Here is a 16935-nt window from a genome sequence, read left to right as displayed (position 1 = left end):
ATATGTGTTATGTTTTTTAGAATGAGCGGGGGATACCCACTCATTCTTATTTTTACAACCAGCTATGAAACTTTTTAATATAAAGCTTTTTCAGGAATTGTGTTAAAAAAGCGTAGCCTAATAGTATTCCTACTAACCAAGGGAAATAGTTAAGTGGCAATGCTTGTAAACCAACGGCTGCACCAAGTGGTGAAAATGGAATATAAATCCCGATTGCCATAATAAGAGCGGTTAATAAAACGACTGGTGTTGATGCAGTGCTTTGAATAAATGGAATCTTTTGTGTTCTTATCATGTGAACAATTAAAGTTTGTGTTAACAACCCAACGACAAACCAACCGGACTGGAATAATGATTGCTCGCTCGGTGTATTTGCACCAAATACATTCCACATGACTACGTATGTGATAATATCAAATATAGAACTAATTGGGCCGATACAAATAATGAAGTTTCGTAAGTTTGCAGTATCCCATTTTCGTGGTTTTTCTAGAAACTCTTTATCCATTTTGTCCCATGGAATAGAAAGTTGTGAAATATCATAAAGTAAGTTTTGAATTAAAAGATGAATGGCAAGCATCGGTAAAAAAGGAATGAAAGCACTTGCTACTAACACGCTAAACACATTACCGAAGTTAGAGCTAGCTGTCATCTTAATATATTTTAAAATATTTCCGAATGTAGTACGTCCTTCTAAAATCCCTGCTTCTAATATAGTTAAACTTTTTTCGAGTAGAATAATATCGGAAGCTTCTTTCGCAATATCAGTAGCAGTATCAACAGATATTCCGACATCAGCTTCACGTAATGCTACAGCATCGTTAATGCCGTCTCCCATGTAACCTACAGTGTATCCATTTCCTTGTAATGCGTGTATAATACGAGATTTTTGCATGGGATTAAGCTTCGCAAATACAGTCGTTTCTTCGGCAAGTTTTGCTAATGCTTTATCTGGTAAAGAATCAATCTCGTAACCGAGGATTGGTTCGCAGATATCTAATCCAACTTCTTTACAAACCTTTCTTGTAACAATTTCGTTATCGCCAGTTAAAATTTTCACTTGTACACTATGTTTTTGTAATGCTTGAATTGCAGCTGCTGCAGATGGTTTCGGTGGATCTAAAAAGCCGATATATCCAGCGAGAATCATATCAGTTTCGTCTTTTACTGCGTACTCTGTATCATTTATTCTTCTATCTTTTTTATAAGCCACAGCAATAACCCGCATACCTTCACTATTTAGTGTCTCACTTATTTTTTTGACATTTGAACGTATTTCCTCGGTGAGTGGAACGATTTTTTCATCCACTTCAGTGTAGTTACAAATTGATAAAATTTCTTCTACGGCACCTTTACAAACCATTGTATGTTCACCTGAAATATCCTTTACGATGACTGACATACGCCGGCGGGCGAAATCGAATGGAATTTCATCTAGCTTTTGAAAAGCTGATGGATTAAATGTATTGTTTTCCTCTGTATGCTTAATAACAGCTTTATCTATTAAATTTTTCAATCCAGTTTGATAGAAACTATTTAAATAGGCAAATTGCAAGACGCGATTGCATTCATTTCCCTTGGGATCTAAGTGACGAACAAGGACAACTTTATCTTCTGTTAAAGTTCCGGTTTTATCTGTACAAAGAATGTTCATAGCACCTAAGTTTTGAATAGAATTTAGCTGTTTTACAATTACTTTTTGTTTAGACATTTTAACGGCACCTTTAGCTAAATTAGCAGTTACAATCATTGGTAACATTTCAGGTGTAAGGCCAACAGCGACGGCAATAGCGAAGAAGAAAGCTTCTTGCCAATCACCTTTTGTGAATCCATTAATGAGAAGGACAATAGGTGCCATAATAAGCATGAATGTAATTAAGAGCCAGCTTACTTTGTTTACATCTTTATCAAAGCTTGTTTCTACACGCTTTCCAATTACCTTATTGGCTAAAGAGCCGAAATACGTATCGGTACTTGTTGAGATGACAACAGCTTTTGCGCTACCACTTACAATATTTGTTCCCATGAAACAAAGGTTTTCCATATCGAGTGGATTGTAATTTTTTTTCATGTTTGTCGGTAAGATATGCTTATTTTCTGTATGGTAGCAGTGTTCGTATTTTTCTACAGGAAGTGCTTCCCCTGTTAAAGAAGATTGATTAACAAATAAATCTTTAGCGGATACAATACGCACATCAGCTGGAATGATATCACCGGCTGAAAGGGAAATGATATCGCCAGGTACAAGTTCCTCAATTGGAATTTCTGTTGTGTAATTTCGATTTAAATTCGTTACATTTTTTGTTTCATGTACAAATCCATTTATTCTAAATACGCTTGCAGTTGTTCGAACCATAGCTTTTAAATTATCGGCAGCTTTTTGAGAACGAAATTCTTGGGAAAACCGAATTGTTGCACTAAGTAGTACCATTGCAGATACGACAATTGTTCCTTGCATATCATCCGTGAAAAAGGAGAGTGCTCCAAGAGCTAATAAAACGAAAATAAATGGATTTTTAAATGCCGACAGAAATTGAATGTACCACGGTGCCATTTTATTATGAGCTATTTCGTTCGGACCATATAAAGAAAGTCTACGAGACGCTTCTTGTTTAGATAATCCATCTTGTGTTGTTTCTAAAAGTTTTAACGCAGAGCTTACATCTTGTGTTGCAACCTCCACTAATAATTCGTTATTTGTTTTCATGCTATCTTGCTCATAAGCATGCTTTGTTTCTTGTCTTTGTAAATTAAACATCGGTAGTTCCTCCTCTGTCATGAAGGAGGAAACAATCTGTTACCTAACTATTTGAAATGGTGAGGAACAGTTTCTTTCCTACCTACATGATGAAATATGAATGTAAAACGTATGGGTATCTGGGCCGAATCATCAATTGCCAACTGTTCCTCACCTCCGTACAATTTAGTAGTTTCTGAATATGCTATGTTTGTTTCATAGTAAGGTGCATATAGACGTAAAAAGACCTTTACTCAAAACGAGTAAAGGTCTGAATTCGCAGCTAAAAGAGTCCACAACAAAGACTGTTAGTAGACATAAATAAAAACAGTTTTTGTGTATGACAAAATACATGCACCTCTCCCTCGTTGAGTTTTAGCACTGTATAGCATAGGTACTGAAACCAGCTACATTAAAAAAGGCCTTCATTCCGACCTTTCCTGTTGACCCATTGGCGTCTCTCGACATTTTTGGGCAGCAGCGTTTCTCTATACAGGAGCCTCACCTAACAGAGACCATATTCAATTACATGTTGAATGTTAGCACTGTAAAATCGTAGTGTCAATATCTTTTTATCTGTGTTTTTAAAATATTAAATGGATTTATAATAGATATATGGGATGAAATGTATGATATTGATTATGAATAATATGGAAAATAAATATTTTTATAAAAGGGGAATTTGTAATGGTACCACAAAATTTTATTATAAATATTGAGAATCAAAAGTGGTTGTTTAATGAGCAGGAAGATTTATGTTCTCACGGGGAAATTTATTTAAATGTGGATGGAACGATTATTACACAAACAGGTATGGATGAGGAATGGGGAATAAGTGAATCAGCTTTAGCTCTGTTACGAACTTTAGATAAAGAATATATTTGTGATATTGAAAATGAAGAGGGGCTTATTTTGCACGGATGTGGCACTATGCTCATGTTAGGATGCCCAATTTCAATTCATTGGACTATAAACCATATAGGTGAAAATGTGGTTTTAAAGGATTTTGTCAAAGTTATTTCTACTGATCAAAAGGCTATATACTATGAAGGGCTTCATATAGAAGTAAATGAAAATGAATATAGAAAACAAATTGTTTCTTTTGCACTACAAGCAAAAGAATTATTTAATAAATCAAGTGAAAAGATAATTTCAAATGAGTTTGAGCGAAGTATGTATACCGACTTTTGGACGGAATATGATCATTTGTTAAATAAGTATAAATAAAAAAGCACTGGTTACAGTGCTTTTTTATTATAGATTACGAGATTGTAGGATTTTCAAAAATAACAATCTCTGAACTGTTTGTAGTTGAAACACGTTGGGCGTAATATGTTAAAGCTGAAGAAATATATGCTGGTAACGTATCATTTGTATGTGATGTTGTATATTCATGGATTAATTCCTTTAAAGTTGTCCATTCTAATTGTGCTGGGTGATCAGACACGAAAGAACTTACCCAGCGATCAAATGAAGATGAAAAATCAGTTTGTAAACGAAATACTTCTTTCATAATAAAACGCTCCCTTAAAATGTAGTATAATTATTTTAACACAAAACACGAACGATAGCTAAATTTTTTGAGTATAACGTTCGTGTTATATAGTTGTCTAGATGTTTGGTTATGTAAATTCAATTTGCCATTTGAAATAACATTCCGTAAGATGAGAGATAGAGTATATTTAGAGCTGGAGGAAAGAAAGTGGAATTTGTATTTTTAGGAACTGGTGCAGGTGTTCCTTCAAAAGGAAGGAACGTTTCAGCAATTGCTTTACAATTGTTAGAAGAACGAGGACAAACTTGGTTATTTGATTGTGGCGAGGCCACGCAACATCAAATATTACATACATCTGTACGTCCGCGCCGCATTGAAAAAATATTTATTACGCATTTACATGGCGATCATATTTTTGGATTGCCTGGTTTATTAGGTAGCCGTTCATTTCAAGGAGGAACTACGCCTTTAACGGTGTATGGACCGAAAGGAATTAAACAATTTATTGAAGTGGCATTATCGGTAAGTACGACACATGTGAAATATCCACTTGAAGTTGTGGAGATAACAGAAGAAGGTACCGTATTTGAAGATAATGAATTTTATGTAGAAACGAAAAGATTGTCACACGGTATAGAATGCTTTGGATATCGTATTGTAGAGAAAGATATACAAGGTGCTCTTTTAGTTGATAAGTTGCTTGAGATGGGTGTGAAACCAGGTCCAATCTTTAAACGTTTAAAAGATGGTGAAGTAGTTGAATTAGAGGATGGCACGATATTAAATGGAAATGAGTTTATCGGCCCACCTCAAAAAGGAAGAATTATTACTATCTTAGGTGATACGCGATATTGCGAAGCGAGTAGGGAGCTTGCGCAAGATGCAGATGTACTTGTCCATGAAGCGACTTTCGCAGCAGAAGATGAGCAACAAGCGTATGATTATTTTCATTCTACATCTAAGCAAGCTGCGAGCATTGCACTTCAGGCAAATGCGAAGCGACTAATATTAACTCACATTAGTTCTCGCTATCAAGGAGATACATATAAGGAATTATTGAAAGAGGCTAGAGAGTTGTTTTCTAATACAGAAATAGCGACAGATTTGAAATCATTCCCAGTAGAAAAATAATAATTTTGTAAAAAATGGTAACGGTGGGTTACCATTTTTTTATGTCTAAAAAAATTTAAAAATAAAACTGTTATTATTTTATACTTATACTTGGATGATACAGAAAATTAGGATGCTTTGAATATATAGGATAAAAATACGAAATAATGATTATTTAGAAAAACTGTTATATAAGTCAGATGACATACAAGTGATACAAATAGCAGAAATGGAATTTTATTCAGAACTTTTAAAATTCAACAAAAGTAAGCGTTTTATAAAAAACAAGCTATAATGAGGGCAGATTATAATTTATGATAAGTCGCATGTATTTTAGTCATTATCGTAACAAGTGAAGTTGACTAAATCATGAGAGAGTAACACGAGAATTATAATAGGAAAGATATTACTATTATTTGTCATAAGTCTTTTTCACTTTTTAGCTAAACGATATGATTAGCAAGTGTAGCTATTGCGAGTTCCTTAGTAGAAGCTTTTTATTAATAAGGTGGTGGAGATTTAATTGGTACACCACTCTTTAAAAGAGTTCAGAACATCAGCAGGTAGTCTAGGCGGAATAGCGGGTGCAAATTTAGTTGCATTAGCAATGGTTATATCACTTGTTTATGCTATGCTTGCAATGGCTTCTGTGTTAAACTTTGGATTGCTACCAGACTTTATTCTGGATTATCTTGTATCATTTTTAAATGAAAATAATGCTAAGATTCTTATGTATTATGATAACTGGTATTATTTCAGGTTATATTGGATTACTTTTATTCAAAAACTATCCAATTCGTACAGCAGAACAAATTCGTGGTACAACTGGAAAAGCGACAGATGTAGCAGCTTAATAGAATAGTAGAATAAATTTTTTCATAGAGGTTTAGGGGGAGTTATGATGAAGTATCGCTCAGTATTTGATATTATCGGTCCAGTTATGATTGGACCATCAAGTTCACATACAGCAGGCGCAGCAAGAATGGGGCAAGTTGCTCGCCAGCTGTTTCGTCATGAACCAGAAAGAGTAAGCATTTCGTTATATGGATCATTTGCAAAGACGTATCGAGGGCATGGTACGGATGTAGCACTAATCGGTGGAATATTAGGATTTGAAACAGATGACTTACGTATTCCAGAGGCGCTAGAAATAGCAAAAGAGCGCGAAATTGAAGTGGAATTCATTGAAGAAGATGCCAATGCACCTCACCCAAATACAGCGAGAATTCGTTTGTATAAAGGTGAAGATGAAATTGAAGTTGTTGCTTGCTCAATTGGTGGCGGTAAAATTGAAGTTGTAGAATTAAACGGATTCGATCTTCAATTATCAGGCACGAGCCCAGCACTACTTATTGTAAATAACGATCGCTTCGGTGCTATTGCAGCGGTAGCTTCAATCCTTGCGAAACATGAGATTAACATTAGTACAATGAGTGTTTCTCGTAAAGAAAAAGGAAGAAGAGCGCTTATGGTCATTGAAACAGATGAATTATTAGCAGATGAAGTGATTGAAGAAATAAAAGCGCAACAAAATATTTGTCAAGTAACTATTATGGAATAATTGCAGGGGGGACACACCATGTTTCGGAACGCAGCGGAACTAGTGGCGCAAGCTAAAGAACAAAATGTAAAAATCGCAGAAATTATGATTCAATGTGAAATGGAAACAAGAAGTATTTCACGTGAAGAAGTAATTGCTGGTATGGAAAAGAACTTAGTCGTGATGGAGCAAGCAGTAGAACGTGGTATTCGCGGCGTGAAATCACCAACTGGTTTAACTGGTGGAGATGCTGTAAAAGTTCAAGCGTATATGAAGAGTGGAAAAGGCTTATCAGGAGATACGATTTTGGACGCAGTAAGCAAAGCTGTTGCAACAAATGAAGTAAACGCGGCGATGGGAATTATTTGTGCAACACCAACAGCAGGGTCTGCTGGAACAGTGCCAGGTGTACTATTTGCACTAAGAGAAAAATTGCAGCCTACACGTGAAGAAATGATTGAATTCTTATTTACAGCAGGAGCTTTCGGTATGGTTGTTGCGAATAACGCTTGTATTTCTGGTGCAGCGGGAGGATGCCAAGCTGAAGTTGGTTCAGCAAGTGGAATGGCGGCTGCAGCCGCAGTTGAGATGGCTGGTGGAACACAAGATCAAGCAGCTACAGCGATGGCAATTTCATTAAAGAACATGCTTGGTTTAGTGTGTGATCCTGTTGCAGGACTTGTAGAAGTACCTTGTGTAAAACGTAATGCAGCAGGAGCTGCGAATGCGATGATTTCAGCAGATTTAGCATTAGCTGGTGTAACGAGTACAATTCCATGTGATGAAGTAATTGAGGCAATGTTTAGAATCGGACAAACGATGCCAGTAGCACTTCGTGAAACAGCAGAAGGTGGACTTGCAGCAACGCCGACTGGTCGTCGCCTGCAAGAAGAGATTTTTGGGAAGAACAATAACTAAGTGTAATTATAGAAAAAGGAGCTCAAATAAACTTGAGCTCCTTTTTCTATTTTTCTTTTGTTAGTTGTTCTAATGTTTTTCCAAGATTATGTGATCGTTTCGTTGCCTGTGTAATACAAGAAATAAGTGCTTGTTGAAATTTATGTTCTTGTAATACTTCAATACCTGCTTCGGTAGTTCCACCAGGAGAAGTAATTTCCTTTCTCAAAATAGAAGGGTGTTTGTCACTTGCTTTTAGCATTTCAGCAGCACCAATCATCGTTTGAAGAATAAGTGATTTTGCAACATCTTCTTTTAAACCGATTTTTTTTGCAGCTTCTTCCATAGCTTCCACTACGTAATAAATATAAGCAGGTCCACTTCCGGATAATGCAGTGACAGCATGCATATCTTCTTCCTCTACAACAGAGACGAGACCAATCGTTTCAAATAAAGATGTTGCAGTGCGAATATGCTCCGCTGTTGCATGTTTTGAAGGGGAGATAGCGGTAGCTGATTTTAAAATGGCTGCGGATGTATTTGGCATTGCACGAATAATTGGAACGTCTTTTTGAAGTAGTTTTCTAATTGAGTCAGTAGAAACACCTGCTAGTAATGAAATAATAAGCACGTTATTATTTATGTATTCTTTAAAAGGGGTAAGCGCCTCTGCAACATCCTTTGGTTTCATTGCTAGAAAAAGAATATTTGCATCAGTAAGTAATTCTTTTTTATTATGAGTACCTTTGACACCGTATTTTTTATGTAGCTCTTGTAATCTTGTCTCGTTAGAACGATTACTTACAGTAATTTGTTCACCTTTAACGACATTTGCATGTAACAAGCCACCAATAATAGCTTCGGCAATAGAGCCTGCACCGAGAAAGGAAATGTTTTGAATAGACATGATGTTCCTCCTTTAATTTTGGTTAGAAATTCTTATAAATGTACATACATTCGTTTTTTTATAGGAAACACCTCTTTTTATCTGAAAATAATGACAAATATATATAGAAGTTGTAAACTGAAGAAGTATTCATTTTTGAACCGGAAAGAGACAGGGGGGCTAAGCATGACGGCGATTCACCGAATGGAGATTCCTGTACCATTTGCAGTGGAAACTGTGAATGTGTTTTTAGTTGAGGGGGAGACATTAACATTAATTGATACAGGGACGAATACAGAAGAGGCAAGGAATGCGTTAGAAAGTCAATTAGGTGCATTAGGACATACGATAGAAGATATTGAAACAGTAGTCATTACGCATCATCATGCAGATCATTGTGGACTTTTAAATATATTTTCTGAGAAGACGAATATTATTGGACATCCTTGGAATGAGCCTTGGATTACACAAAATCCAGAATTTTTAAAGCGGTATCATGAATTTTTTAGAGAGACGGCCTTACAGTTTGGTGTGCCAGCAGCATTTTTGAAAGACGAGTCGTTATTGACGACGAGGACACTTAAATATTCTTGTAATAGATCGTTAACGCATACTGTGAGAGAAGGAGATCGTATTGATTCTTTGCCTGGATTTACAGTACTTGAAACACCAGGTCATGCTTCTACTCATATTTCTTTATATAGAGAATCTGATGGAATATTAATTGGTGGAGATGCTCTCATTAGTCATATTTCTTCGAATCCAATACTAGAACCGCCATATGAAGGGCAAACAGAGCGGGCACGCCCATTACTACAATATAATCAAACATTACAGCGTTTAAGCGAAATGAATATTTCACGCATTTTATCAGGGCATGGGGAAGATGTTCTAAATGTGAAACAACTTATTGAAACGAGATTACAAAAGCAAGAAACACGTGCTTTTAAAGTGCTTGAATTATTAAAGGAAAAACCAATGACAGCATTTGAAGTATGTGTAAAACTATTTCCGGTATTATATAAAGAACAATTACCACTTACTATTTCAGAAACGGTTGGACAATTGGACTATTTAGCATATAATCAACAAGTGATGATTGATGAGTCATCGCAACAATTGATTTATTATGCAAAGTAGGTGACAGCAATGACAGGACGTTTACAAAATAAAGTAATCGTCATTACAGGTGCTTCTAGTGGGATTGGTGAGCAAGTTGCAATGCAAGTTGCAGCACAGGGAGCGACGCCAGTATTAATGGCTCGAACAGAAGAGAAACTACAAGTGTTAGTAGACAAAATTAAAGAAACTTATAATACGCCTTGCTATTATTATGTATTAGATGTAAGTGAAGAGATGGAAGTACAGTCTGTTTTTTCAAAGGTATTACAAGAAGTGGGACGTATTGATATATTAGTAAACAATGCGGGATTTGGTATTTTTAAAACGTTTGAAGATGCGTCAATGGGTGAAGTAAAAGATATGTTCCAAGTAAATGTATTTGGATTAGTAGCATGTACGAAAGCGGTACTACCTTATATGGTAAACAAGAACGAAGGACATATTATTAATATTGCTTCACTTGCCGGAAAAATTGCAACTCCGAAATCAAGTGCGTATGCAGCAACGAAACATGCTGTATTAGGATTTACGAATAGTTTACGCATGGAATTAGCGAATACAGATATTTATGTTACAGCAATTAATCCAGGTCCGATAGATACAAACTTTTTTGAAATAGCGGATCAATCTGGTACATATGTAAAGAATATGGGACGTTACATGTTAAAACCAACATACGTAGCAGAACAAATCGTAAAGTCGATGCACACGAAAAAACGTGAAGTAAACTTACCGAAGTGGATGGGAATTGGTCCAAAACTTTATGCTTTATTCCCAGGTTTATTTGAACGTGTAGCAGGTAAATCATTAAGTAAAAAATAGGAGATTTCCACATGGAAATCTCCTATTTTTTATTGTTTTCCAGTCACATAATCATAAACAATATCCTCAATCTCCTCGTATAAATCAATTTCAATATTTGAATGAGTCACCGTTTGAATATGTTTCACTAGCATTTCCTGATCTTCTTTTGATATTGGACTGCATTGATATTGCTGAAAACTTTTTATAATCATTTTCTCAATTAATTTTTCGTTCATATTTTTTCCCGCCTGTATGTACGTATGTATTGTTTTATTGTACTTGAAGTGAAATAAAAAAACTACTATGCACTATTTTTGTATAAAAATTCGGTTGAGTATATTATTTTTCTAATAAAATTAAGTTTTTTTAGATTTAAAAATTTATAAATATTTAATTGACTCTATAAATATACAATATTATAATCATACTTAATTTAAAGAATCGATTTGAGGAGGAACTTATGAAAGTCGCAATTATTGGAGCCACTGGATATGGGGGCATTGAATTAATTCGTTTATTAGAACAACATCCATATTTTTCGATAGCATCTCTTCATTCTTTTTCGCAAGTTGGTGAGTGTATAACAAATGTATATCCGCATCTTCGAAATGTTCTCGTTCATACGTTACAAGAAATTGATGTGAAGACAATAGGGAAAGAAGCAGAAATCGTATTTCTAGCAACACCAGCAGGAGTATCGGCGGAGTTAACTCCCAAGTTATTAGCAGAAGGTTTAAAAGTAATTGACCTATCTGGAGACTTTCGTATGATAGATCCTTCGTCATATGAACTGTGGTATAAAAGGCCAGCAGCGAAAGAAGAAATTCTTAGAAAAGCAGTGTATGGGTTAAGTGAATGGAAAAGGACTGGGATTCAAAAGGCAAATTTAATTGCAAACCCAGGATGTTTTGCTACAGCCACATTGCTAGCGATAGCGCCGTTAGTACGTAGCGGCATGATTGAAGAAGATTCGATTATTATTGATGCGAAATCAGGGGTATCAGGAGCAGGTAAAACACCAACAACAATGACTCACTTTCCTGAGCTATATGATAACTTGCACATTTATAAAGTGAATGAGCATCAGCACGTTCCAGAGATTGAGCAAATGCTTACAGAATGGAATAATGGATCACAGCCAATTACATTTAGCACACATTTAATACCGATATCACGAGGAATTATGATTACACTTTATGCAAAAGTAAAACAAAAGATGGAAATAAAGCAACTTCAAAAATTGTATGAAGAAACGTATGAACAATCGCCTTTCATCCGAATTTGTACGCAAGGGAAATTTCCAAGTCCAAAAGAAGTGAGAGGCTCAAATTATTGTGATATTGGCATAGCTTACGATGAAAGAACTGAAAGAGTTACGGTCGTTTCTGTTATAGACAATATGATGAAAGGCGCGGCTGGGCAAGCGATTCAAAATGCAAACATAATAGCGGGACTAGAAGAGACAACAGGTTTACAACATATGCCGCTTTATCTATAAGGGGGACATGATGATTAAAGTAGCGTCTATTACAAAATTAGAAAATGGTTCAATTGTAACGCCGAAAGGCTTTTCGGCAATTGGTACTGTAAATGGTCTGAAAAAGGAGAAAAAGGATTTAGGGGCAATCGTTTGTGACGTACCAGCATCATGTGCCGCTGTGTATACAACGAATCAAATACAAGCAGCCCCTTTGCAAGTAACGAAGGATAGTATAACGGCAGAAGGGAAGTTACAAGCAATTATCGTTAATAGTGGAAATGCAAATGCTTGTACTGGAATGCAAGGATTACAAGACGCATACGAGATGCGCGCGTTAGGGGCGGAACATTTTGGAGTGAAAGAAAATTACGTTGCAGTAGCTTCAACAGGTGTAATTGGTGTTCCACTGCCGATGGATATAATCCGAAAGGGGATTGCAACTCTTATACCGACGAAGGAAGAAAGTGAAGCATATTCTTTTTCTGAAGCAATTTTAACGACAGATCTTATCACGAAAGAAACTTGCTATGAAATGATTATTGATGGGAAGAAAGTGGCGATTGCGGGTGTTGCAAAGGGTTCAGGGATGATTCATCCGAATATGGCAACGATGCTTAGTTTTATTACGACAGATGCTCATATAGAGCATGACGTATTGCAAACAGCGTTATCACAAATTACGAATCATACATTTAATCAAATTACGGTGGATGGAGATACTTCTACGAATGATATGGTCATCGTTATGGCAAGTGGATTATCAGAAACAAGGCCGATAAATATGGAACATACAGATTGGGAAACTTTCGTAGGTGCTTTACAGAAGGTATGTGAAGATTTAGCGAAAAAAATTGCGCAAGATGGTGAAGGCGCTACGAAGTTAATAGAAGTCAATGTGCTAGGAGCTCAAACGAATGAAGAGGCAAAAAAAATTGCAAAGCAAATAGTCGGTTCGAGTCTTGTGAAAACAGCAATACATGGTGAAGACCCAAACTGGGGGCGAATTATTAGCAGTATTGGACAAAGTGAAGTAGTTATTAATCCGAACACAATTGACATTACTCTTCAATCTATATCGGTATTAAAAAATAGTGAGCCTCAAACATTTTCTGAAGAAGAAATGAAAGAGAGATTACAAGAAGATGAAATAGTGATTAATGTGTACTTACACTTAGGTGAAGAGACAGGATCAGCTTGGGGCTGTGACTTAAGCTATGAATATGTGAAAATAAATGCTTGTTATCGTACATAAGGAGAGAGAAGATGAGCGATTATATTGTAGTGAAATGCGGCGGTAGTATGTTGAATCAATTAAATGCTGTGTTTTTTGATTGTATAAAGAAATTGCAACAGAAGTATAAAGTAGTGATTGTTCATGGTGGTGGGCCAGAAATTGATGCCAAATTAAAAGATTGTAACATCAACGTAGAAAAAAGAGATGGATTACGCGTAACACCAAAAGAAGTTATGGATGTTGTTCAAATGGTGCTATGCGGAAGTACGAATAAAAAACTCGTAATGAATTTACAAAAGCATAATTTACTTGCTGTAGGTTGTTCAGGGTGTGACGGTAATTTACTTCAAGTTCAACCTGTCAGCGAGGAGATAGGATATGTGGGAGAAGTAAATTATGTAGAAACAGCCTTATTAAAAGGATTAATAAATATGGGGTATATTCCTGTTATTGCTCCAATCGGGGTAAATGGTAATGAAATTTATAACATAAATGCGGACAATGCTGCAGCTGGGATTGCGGCCGCGTTAGGGGCAAAAGAGCTGATTTTTATTACGGATGTAGATGGAATATTACATGAAGGGAATTTGGTAAAGGAAACGGATGAATCTGAAATTGCAACTTTTATAGAAACAGGTGTTATTACAGGTGGGATGATTCCGAAAGTACAGGCGGCACTAGCATCATTAAAAATGGGAGTGCAAAAGATAAGTATTGTGAATGGTACAAAAGATTTTACTGAGGTTACGGGAGAGTGTATTGGAACGACGGTAACGAAAGGCGTGAGTATTGCATGACGAGTCATCTTTTTCAAACGTATGGCAGAAGAACTATTAAGTTTGTAAAGGGAACTGGAACGAAAGTTATTGATAATAACGGTAAGGAATATTTAGATTTCACATCAGGAATTGGCGTATGTAATTTAGGACATTGTCACCCTACTGTTCTCAAAGGTGTACAAGATCAACTTGATGATATATGGCATATATCTAACCTGTTTACAAACAGCTTACAAGAAGAAGTTGCGTCATTATTAACAGAAAATAGAGCATTAGATTATGTGTTTTTCTGTAATAGTGGGGCAGAGGCAAATGAAGCGGCTTTAAAGTTAGCACGTAAGCATACTGGAAAATCTCTCGTCGTAACATGCCAGCAGTCTTTTCACGGTAGAACATTTGGAACGATGAGTGCAACAGGCCAAGATAAGGTAAAAGAAGGATTTGGTCCATTACTTCCATCTTTTTTACATATCCCTTTTAATGATATTAAAGCATTAGAGGAAGTAATGAATGAAGAAGTTGCGGCGGTAATGGTAGAAGTTGTTCAAGGAGAGGGAGGAGTAATACCTGCCGATCTATCTTTTTTGAAAGAGATTGAAACATTATGTAATAAGTTCGGTTCCTTATTTATTATAGACGAAGTACAAACGGGGATAGGAAGAACTGGAACACTATTCGCTTATGAACAAGTGCGAATAGAGCCTGATATCGTTACCGTTGCAAAGGCACTTGGGAATGGGGTTCCTGTCGGAGCGATGATTGGCCGGAAAGAGCTCGGAACGTCGTTTACTGCAGGATCACACGGTTCAACTTTTGGCGGGAATTACATCGCGATGGCTGCAGCGAAAGAAGTATTGCAAGTGAGTAAAAAACCATCGTTTTTAAAAGAAGTACAAGAAAAGGGCGAGTACGTATTAGAGAAGTTGCAAGAGGAATTACAGCATGTCGAATGTATTCAAAATATACGTGGTAAGGGGCTTATGATTGGGATTGAGTGTAAGCATGAAGTTGCAAGTTTTATAGAACAACTAGAAAACGAAGGGCTTCTCGTATTACAAGCAGGCCCTAATGTTATAAGACTATTACCGCCACTCATTGTCACGAATGAAGAGTTAGAACAGGCAGTATATATAATAAAAAAAGTAGTTTGTACAAAAAACGTATCAATCATATAAGGGGGAAGTTTCATGTCAACTGTACAAGTACCGAAATTAAATACGAAAGATCTTTTAACACTAGAAGAATTAACGAAAGAAGAAATTATTTCTTTAATTGAGTTCGCTATATATTTAAAAAAGAATAAGCAAGAGCCTTTATTACAAGGCAAAATATTAGGGCTTATTTTTGATAAGCATTCAACTCGTACTCGTGTATCTTTTGAAGCGGGAATGGTACAACTCGGGGGACATGGTATGTTTTTAAGTGGAAAAGAGATGCAAATGGGAAGAGGAGAAACTGTTTCAGATACTGCGAAAGTATTATCGCAGTATATTGACGGGATTATGATACGTACATTCTCGCACGCGGATGTAGAAGAGCTTGCAAAAGAATCAAATATTCCTGTTATTAACGGTTTAACGGATGATCATCATCCTTGTCAAGCATTGGCAGACCTCATGACGATATATGAAGAAACAAATACATTTAAAGGAATAAAATTGGCTTACGTAGGTGACGGAAATAATGTATGTCATTCATTGTTGCTAGCGAGTGCAAAAGTCGGAATGCATATGACTGTTGCAACGCCTGTAGGATATGAACCGAATGAAGAGATTGTAAAAAAAGCGTTAGCGATTGCCAAGGAAACAGGAGCTGAGATTGAAGTTTTGCATAATCCTGAATTAGCGGTGAATGAAGCAGATTTCATTTATACTGACGTTTGGATGAGCATGGGGCAAGAGGGCGAAGAAGAGAAATATTCTTTATTTCAACCTTACCAAATCAATAACGAACTTGTTAAGCATGCGAAGCAAACATATCGTTTCTTACACTGTTTACCTGCCCATCGTGAAGAAGAAGTAACAGGAAAAATTATAGATGGACCGCAGTCTATCGTCTTTGAGCAAGCTGGTAATCGATTGCATGCTCAAAAAGCGTTATTAGTGAGTTTATTTAAAAATGTAGAAGAGCCTTCCTAAAAGGGAGGTTTTTTTATATTAAAATGTCATATGTATATTTAGTTAACCATTTCGATATCATTTATAATAAAAGAGAAAACTAAATTTGTTTTTCAGAGTGTGTAAGGACATACTACATATAAAAATATAGTTAAAGAGATGATGAGGGTGAAAACAACTAAGAAAACATATTCGTTTTTTCAGCGGATGTGGAGAATATTAAAGTTTCAATATTATAAGTTGCTTCGATCGCCAGAAGGCGCAAAGAAAGTATCGTTAGGGTTTGCTATAGGATTCGGCTTAGAAATGTTAGTCATTTATACGGCATCGCTCGTATATGTAATATTTTATCCAATCGTCAGGTTAGCAAAGGGATCTTTTCCTGCGGCAGTTATTGGCAATATTATTGGGAAAATATCGTTTCTCCCAGTATTTTTATTTCCGCTTGCGTATGCGCTAGGAAAAATGATTTATCCATTTCATGTACAGAAAATTCATCATGAACCATTTACGATATCGGACTTGTTTTCAAGTCACATTTTTACGATATTAAAGAGCTTATTACAAAGTGAAGTGTATGTATTAATTGGAATGACGATTTTAGGAGTTGTGTTTGGTCTCATTTCGTATTTCGTTGTGCATTATTTATACGAAAAGAACCGTAAGTTACGCTTGAAGAAAAGGAAGAAACGAGTGAGAGAACCACTTGTACAATTATAAACAATGTCACATCC

At 36.0% G+C, this 16935-nt stretch carries 16 protein-coding genes and 1 riboswitch; of the genes, 12 read left to right on the top strand and 4 right to left on the bottom strand.

Annotated elements, in window-relative coordinates:
- Window positions 1-52 precede the first annotated feature (52 nt).
- On the bottom strand, window positions 53-2758 hold the full coding sequence (gene mgtA, locus ACTFN4_RS03055) for a magnesium-translocating P-type ATPase (RefSeq protein ID WP_439962060.1): 2706 nt from the start codon (window positions 2756-2758) through the stop codon (window positions 53-55).
- A gap of 331 nt (window positions 2759-3089) precedes the next feature.
- Window positions 3090-3257: riboswitch (M-box (ykoK) riboswitch) on the bottom strand.
- A 167-nt stretch (window positions 3258-3424) separates the two neighbouring features.
- Here mgtA and ACTFN4_RS03050 point away from each other — a divergent pair.
- Complete coding sequence (locus tag ACTFN4_RS03050) at window positions 3425-3964, top strand: hypothetical protein (RefSeq protein WP_000249064.1); 540 nt, start codon at window positions 3425-3427, stop codon at window positions 3962-3964.
- Between the two features lie 34 nt (window positions 3965-3998).
- Here ACTFN4_RS03050 and ACTFN4_RS03045 read toward each other — a convergent pair whose 3' ends face one another.
- Window positions 3999-4250, bottom strand: coding sequence for a DUF3932 family protein (locus tag ACTFN4_RS03045; RefSeq protein WP_000665709.1), 252 nt, complete (start codon window positions 4248-4250; stop codon window positions 3999-4001).
- 189 nt (window positions 4251-4439) lie between these two features.
- Here ACTFN4_RS03045 and rnz point away from each other — a divergent pair, with 189 nt between their 5' ends.
- From rnz to sdaAA, 3 genes are all read left to right on the top strand, one after another.
- Complete coding sequence (rnz, locus tag ACTFN4_RS03040) at window positions 4440-5363, top strand: ribonuclease Z (RefSeq protein ID WP_000397455.1); 924 nt, start codon at window positions 4440-4442, stop codon at window positions 5361-5363.
- Window positions 5364-6243: 880 nt separating this feature from the next.
- Window positions 6244-6903, top strand: coding sequence for an L-serine ammonia-lyase, iron-sulfur-dependent subunit beta (gene sdaAB, locus ACTFN4_RS03035; RefSeq protein ID WP_000877445.1), 660 nt, complete (start codon window positions 6244-6246; stop codon window positions 6901-6903).
- A gap of 18 nt (window positions 6904-6921) precedes the next feature.
- Window positions 6922-7800 carry an L-serine ammonia-lyase, iron-sulfur-dependent, subunit alpha gene (gene sdaAA, locus ACTFN4_RS03030; protein WP_000489461.1) on the top strand — a complete coding sequence of 293 codons (879 nt, stop codon included), beginning with the start codon at window positions 6922-6924 and terminating at the stop codon, window positions 7798-7800.
- 46 nt (window positions 7801-7846) lie between these two features.
- On the opposite strand, the gene proI is transcribed toward sdaAA, so the two are convergent.
- On the bottom strand, window positions 7847-8686 hold the full coding sequence (proI, locus tag ACTFN4_RS03025) for a pyrroline-5-carboxylate reductase ProI (RefSeq protein WP_000027249.1): 840 nt from the start codon (window positions 8684-8686) through the stop codon (window positions 7847-7849).
- 165 nt (window positions 8687-8851) lie between these two features.
- Here proI and ACTFN4_RS03020 point away from each other — a divergent pair, with 165 nt between their 5' ends.
- Both ACTFN4_RS03020 and ACTFN4_RS03015 read left to right on the top strand, forming a co-directional pair.
- The gene (locus ACTFN4_RS03020; protein ID WP_000125119.1) at window positions 8852-9805 is read left to right on the top strand and encodes an MBL fold metallo-hydrolase; all 954 of its coding nucleotides are present in this window, start codon (window positions 8852-8854) and stop codon (window positions 9803-9805) included.
- Window positions 9806-9814: 9 nt separating this feature from the next.
- Complete coding sequence (locus tag ACTFN4_RS03015) at window positions 9815-10609, top strand: SDR family NAD(P)-dependent oxidoreductase (protein ID WP_000147797.1); 795 nt, start codon at window positions 9815-9817, stop codon at window positions 10607-10609.
- 29 nt (window positions 10610-10638) lie between these two features.
- Here the strand turns inward: ACTFN4_RS03015 and ACTFN4_RS03010 are convergent, their stop codons facing one another.
- Window positions 10639-10827: a YqzH family protein gene (locus ACTFN4_RS03010; protein ID WP_001003222.1), complete on the bottom strand. Its 189-nt coding sequence runs from the start codon at window positions 10825-10827 to the stop codon at window positions 10639-10641.
- Between the two features lie 224 nt (window positions 10828-11051).
- On the opposite strand from ACTFN4_RS03010, the gene argC reads away from it, so the two are divergent.
- The 6 genes from argC to ACTFN4_RS02980 all read left to right on the top strand — a co-directional run bounded on the left by argC (window position 11052) and on the right by ACTFN4_RS02980 (window position 16921).
- Complete coding sequence (gene argC / locus ACTFN4_RS03005) at window positions 11052-12089, top strand: N-acetyl-gamma-glutamyl-phosphate reductase (protein WP_000861256.1); 1038 nt, start codon at window positions 11052-11054, stop codon at window positions 12087-12089.
- A gap of 10 nt (window positions 12090-12099) precedes the next feature.
- A complete protein-coding gene (gene argJ, locus ACTFN4_RS03000) occupies window positions 12100-13323 on the top strand; it encodes a bifunctional glutamate N-acetyltransferase/amino-acid acetyltransferase ArgJ (protein ID WP_199630690.1) in 1224 nt (407 codons plus the stop codon).
- 11 nt (window positions 13324-13334) lie between these two features.
- The gene (gene argB / locus ACTFN4_RS02995) at window positions 13335-14102 is read left to right on the top strand and encodes an acetylglutamate kinase (RefSeq protein ID WP_001286791.1); all 768 of its coding nucleotides are present in this window, start codon (window positions 13335-13337) and stop codon (window positions 14100-14102) included.
- The gene (locus ACTFN4_RS02990) at window positions 14099-15259 is read left to right on the top strand and encodes an acetylornithine transaminase (RefSeq protein WP_134208386.1); all 1161 of its coding nucleotides are present in this window, start codon (window positions 14099-14101) and stop codon (window positions 15257-15259) included. Before argB ends, ACTFN4_RS02990 begins: the two co-directional genes overlap by 4 nt.
- Window positions 15260-15271: 12 nt before the next feature.
- Window positions 15272-16222 carry an ornithine carbamoyltransferase gene (argF, locus tag ACTFN4_RS02985; RefSeq protein ID WP_439962059.1) on the top strand — a complete coding sequence of 317 codons (951 nt, stop codon included), beginning with the start codon at window positions 15272-15274 and terminating at the stop codon, window positions 16220-16222.
- 138 nt (window positions 16223-16360) lie between these two features.
- Window positions 16361-16921, top strand: coding sequence for a DUF2062 domain-containing protein (locus ACTFN4_RS02980; protein ID WP_002005691.1), 561 nt, complete (start codon window positions 16361-16363; stop codon window positions 16919-16921).
- The last annotated feature ends 14 nt before the right edge of the window (window positions 16922-16935 follow it).

The sequence above is a fragment of the Bacillus cereus group sp. MYBK95-2 genome, assembly GCF_051915225.1.
Lineage (GTDB): Bacteria > Bacillota > Bacilli > Bacillales > Bacillaceae_G > Bacillus_A > Bacillus_A cereus.
Note: the sequence above shows the minus strand (reverse complement) of the source record. Positions and strands in the feature narration are given on the sequence as shown.

Coding starts and splice junctions, on each gene's coding strand:
- mgtA (WP_439962060.1), bottom strand. CDS start 2,758: ATGTTTAATTTACAAAGACAAGAAACAAAGCATGCTTATGAGCAAGAT.
- ACTFN4_RS03050 (WP_000249064.1), top strand. CDS start 3,425: ATGGTACCACAAAATTTTATTATAAATATTGAGAATCAAAAGTGGTTG.
- ACTFN4_RS03045 (WP_000665709.1), bottom strand. CDS start 4,250: ATGAAAGAAGTATTTCGTTTACAAACTGATTTTTCATCTTCATTTGAT.
- sdaAB (WP_000877445.1), top strand. CDS start 6,244: ATGAAGTATCGCTCAGTATTTGATATTATCGGTCCAGTTATGATTGGA.
- sdaAA (WP_000489461.1), top strand. CDS start 6,922: ATGTTTCGGAACGCAGCGGAACTAGTGGCGCAAGCTAAAGAACAAAAT.
- proI (WP_000027249.1), bottom strand. CDS start 8,686: ATGTCTATTCAAAACATTTCCTTTCTCGGTGCAGGCTCTATTGCCGAA.
- ACTFN4_RS03020 (WP_000125119.1), top strand. CDS start 8,852: ATGACGGCGATTCACCGAATGGAGATTCCTGTACCATTTGCAGTGGAA.
- ACTFN4_RS03015 (WP_000147797.1), top strand. CDS start 9,815: ATGACAGGACGTTTACAAAATAAAGTAATCGTCATTACAGGTGCTTCT.
- ACTFN4_RS03010 (WP_001003222.1), bottom strand. CDS start 10,827: ATGAACGAAAAATTAATTGAGAAAATGATTATAAAAAGTTTTCAGCAA.
- argC (WP_000861256.1), top strand. CDS start 11,052: ATGAAAGTCGCAATTATTGGAGCCACTGGATATGGGGGCATTGAATTA.
- argJ (WP_199630690.1), top strand. CDS start 12,100: ATGATTAAAGTAGCGTCTATTACAAAATTAGAAAATGGTTCAATTGTA.
- argB (WP_001286791.1), top strand. CDS start 13,335: ATGAGCGATTATATTGTAGTGAAATGCGGCGGTAGTATGTTGAATCAA.
- ACTFN4_RS02990 (WP_134208386.1), top strand. CDS start 14,099: ATGACGAGTCATCTTTTTCAAACGTATGGCAGAAGAACTATTAAGTTT.
- argF (WP_439962059.1), top strand. CDS start 15,272: ATGTCAACTGTACAAGTACCGAAATTAAATACGAAAGATCTTTTAACA.
- ACTFN4_RS02980 (WP_002005691.1), top strand. CDS start 16,361: ATGATGAGGGTGAAAACAACTAAGAAAACATATTCGTTTTTTCAGCGG.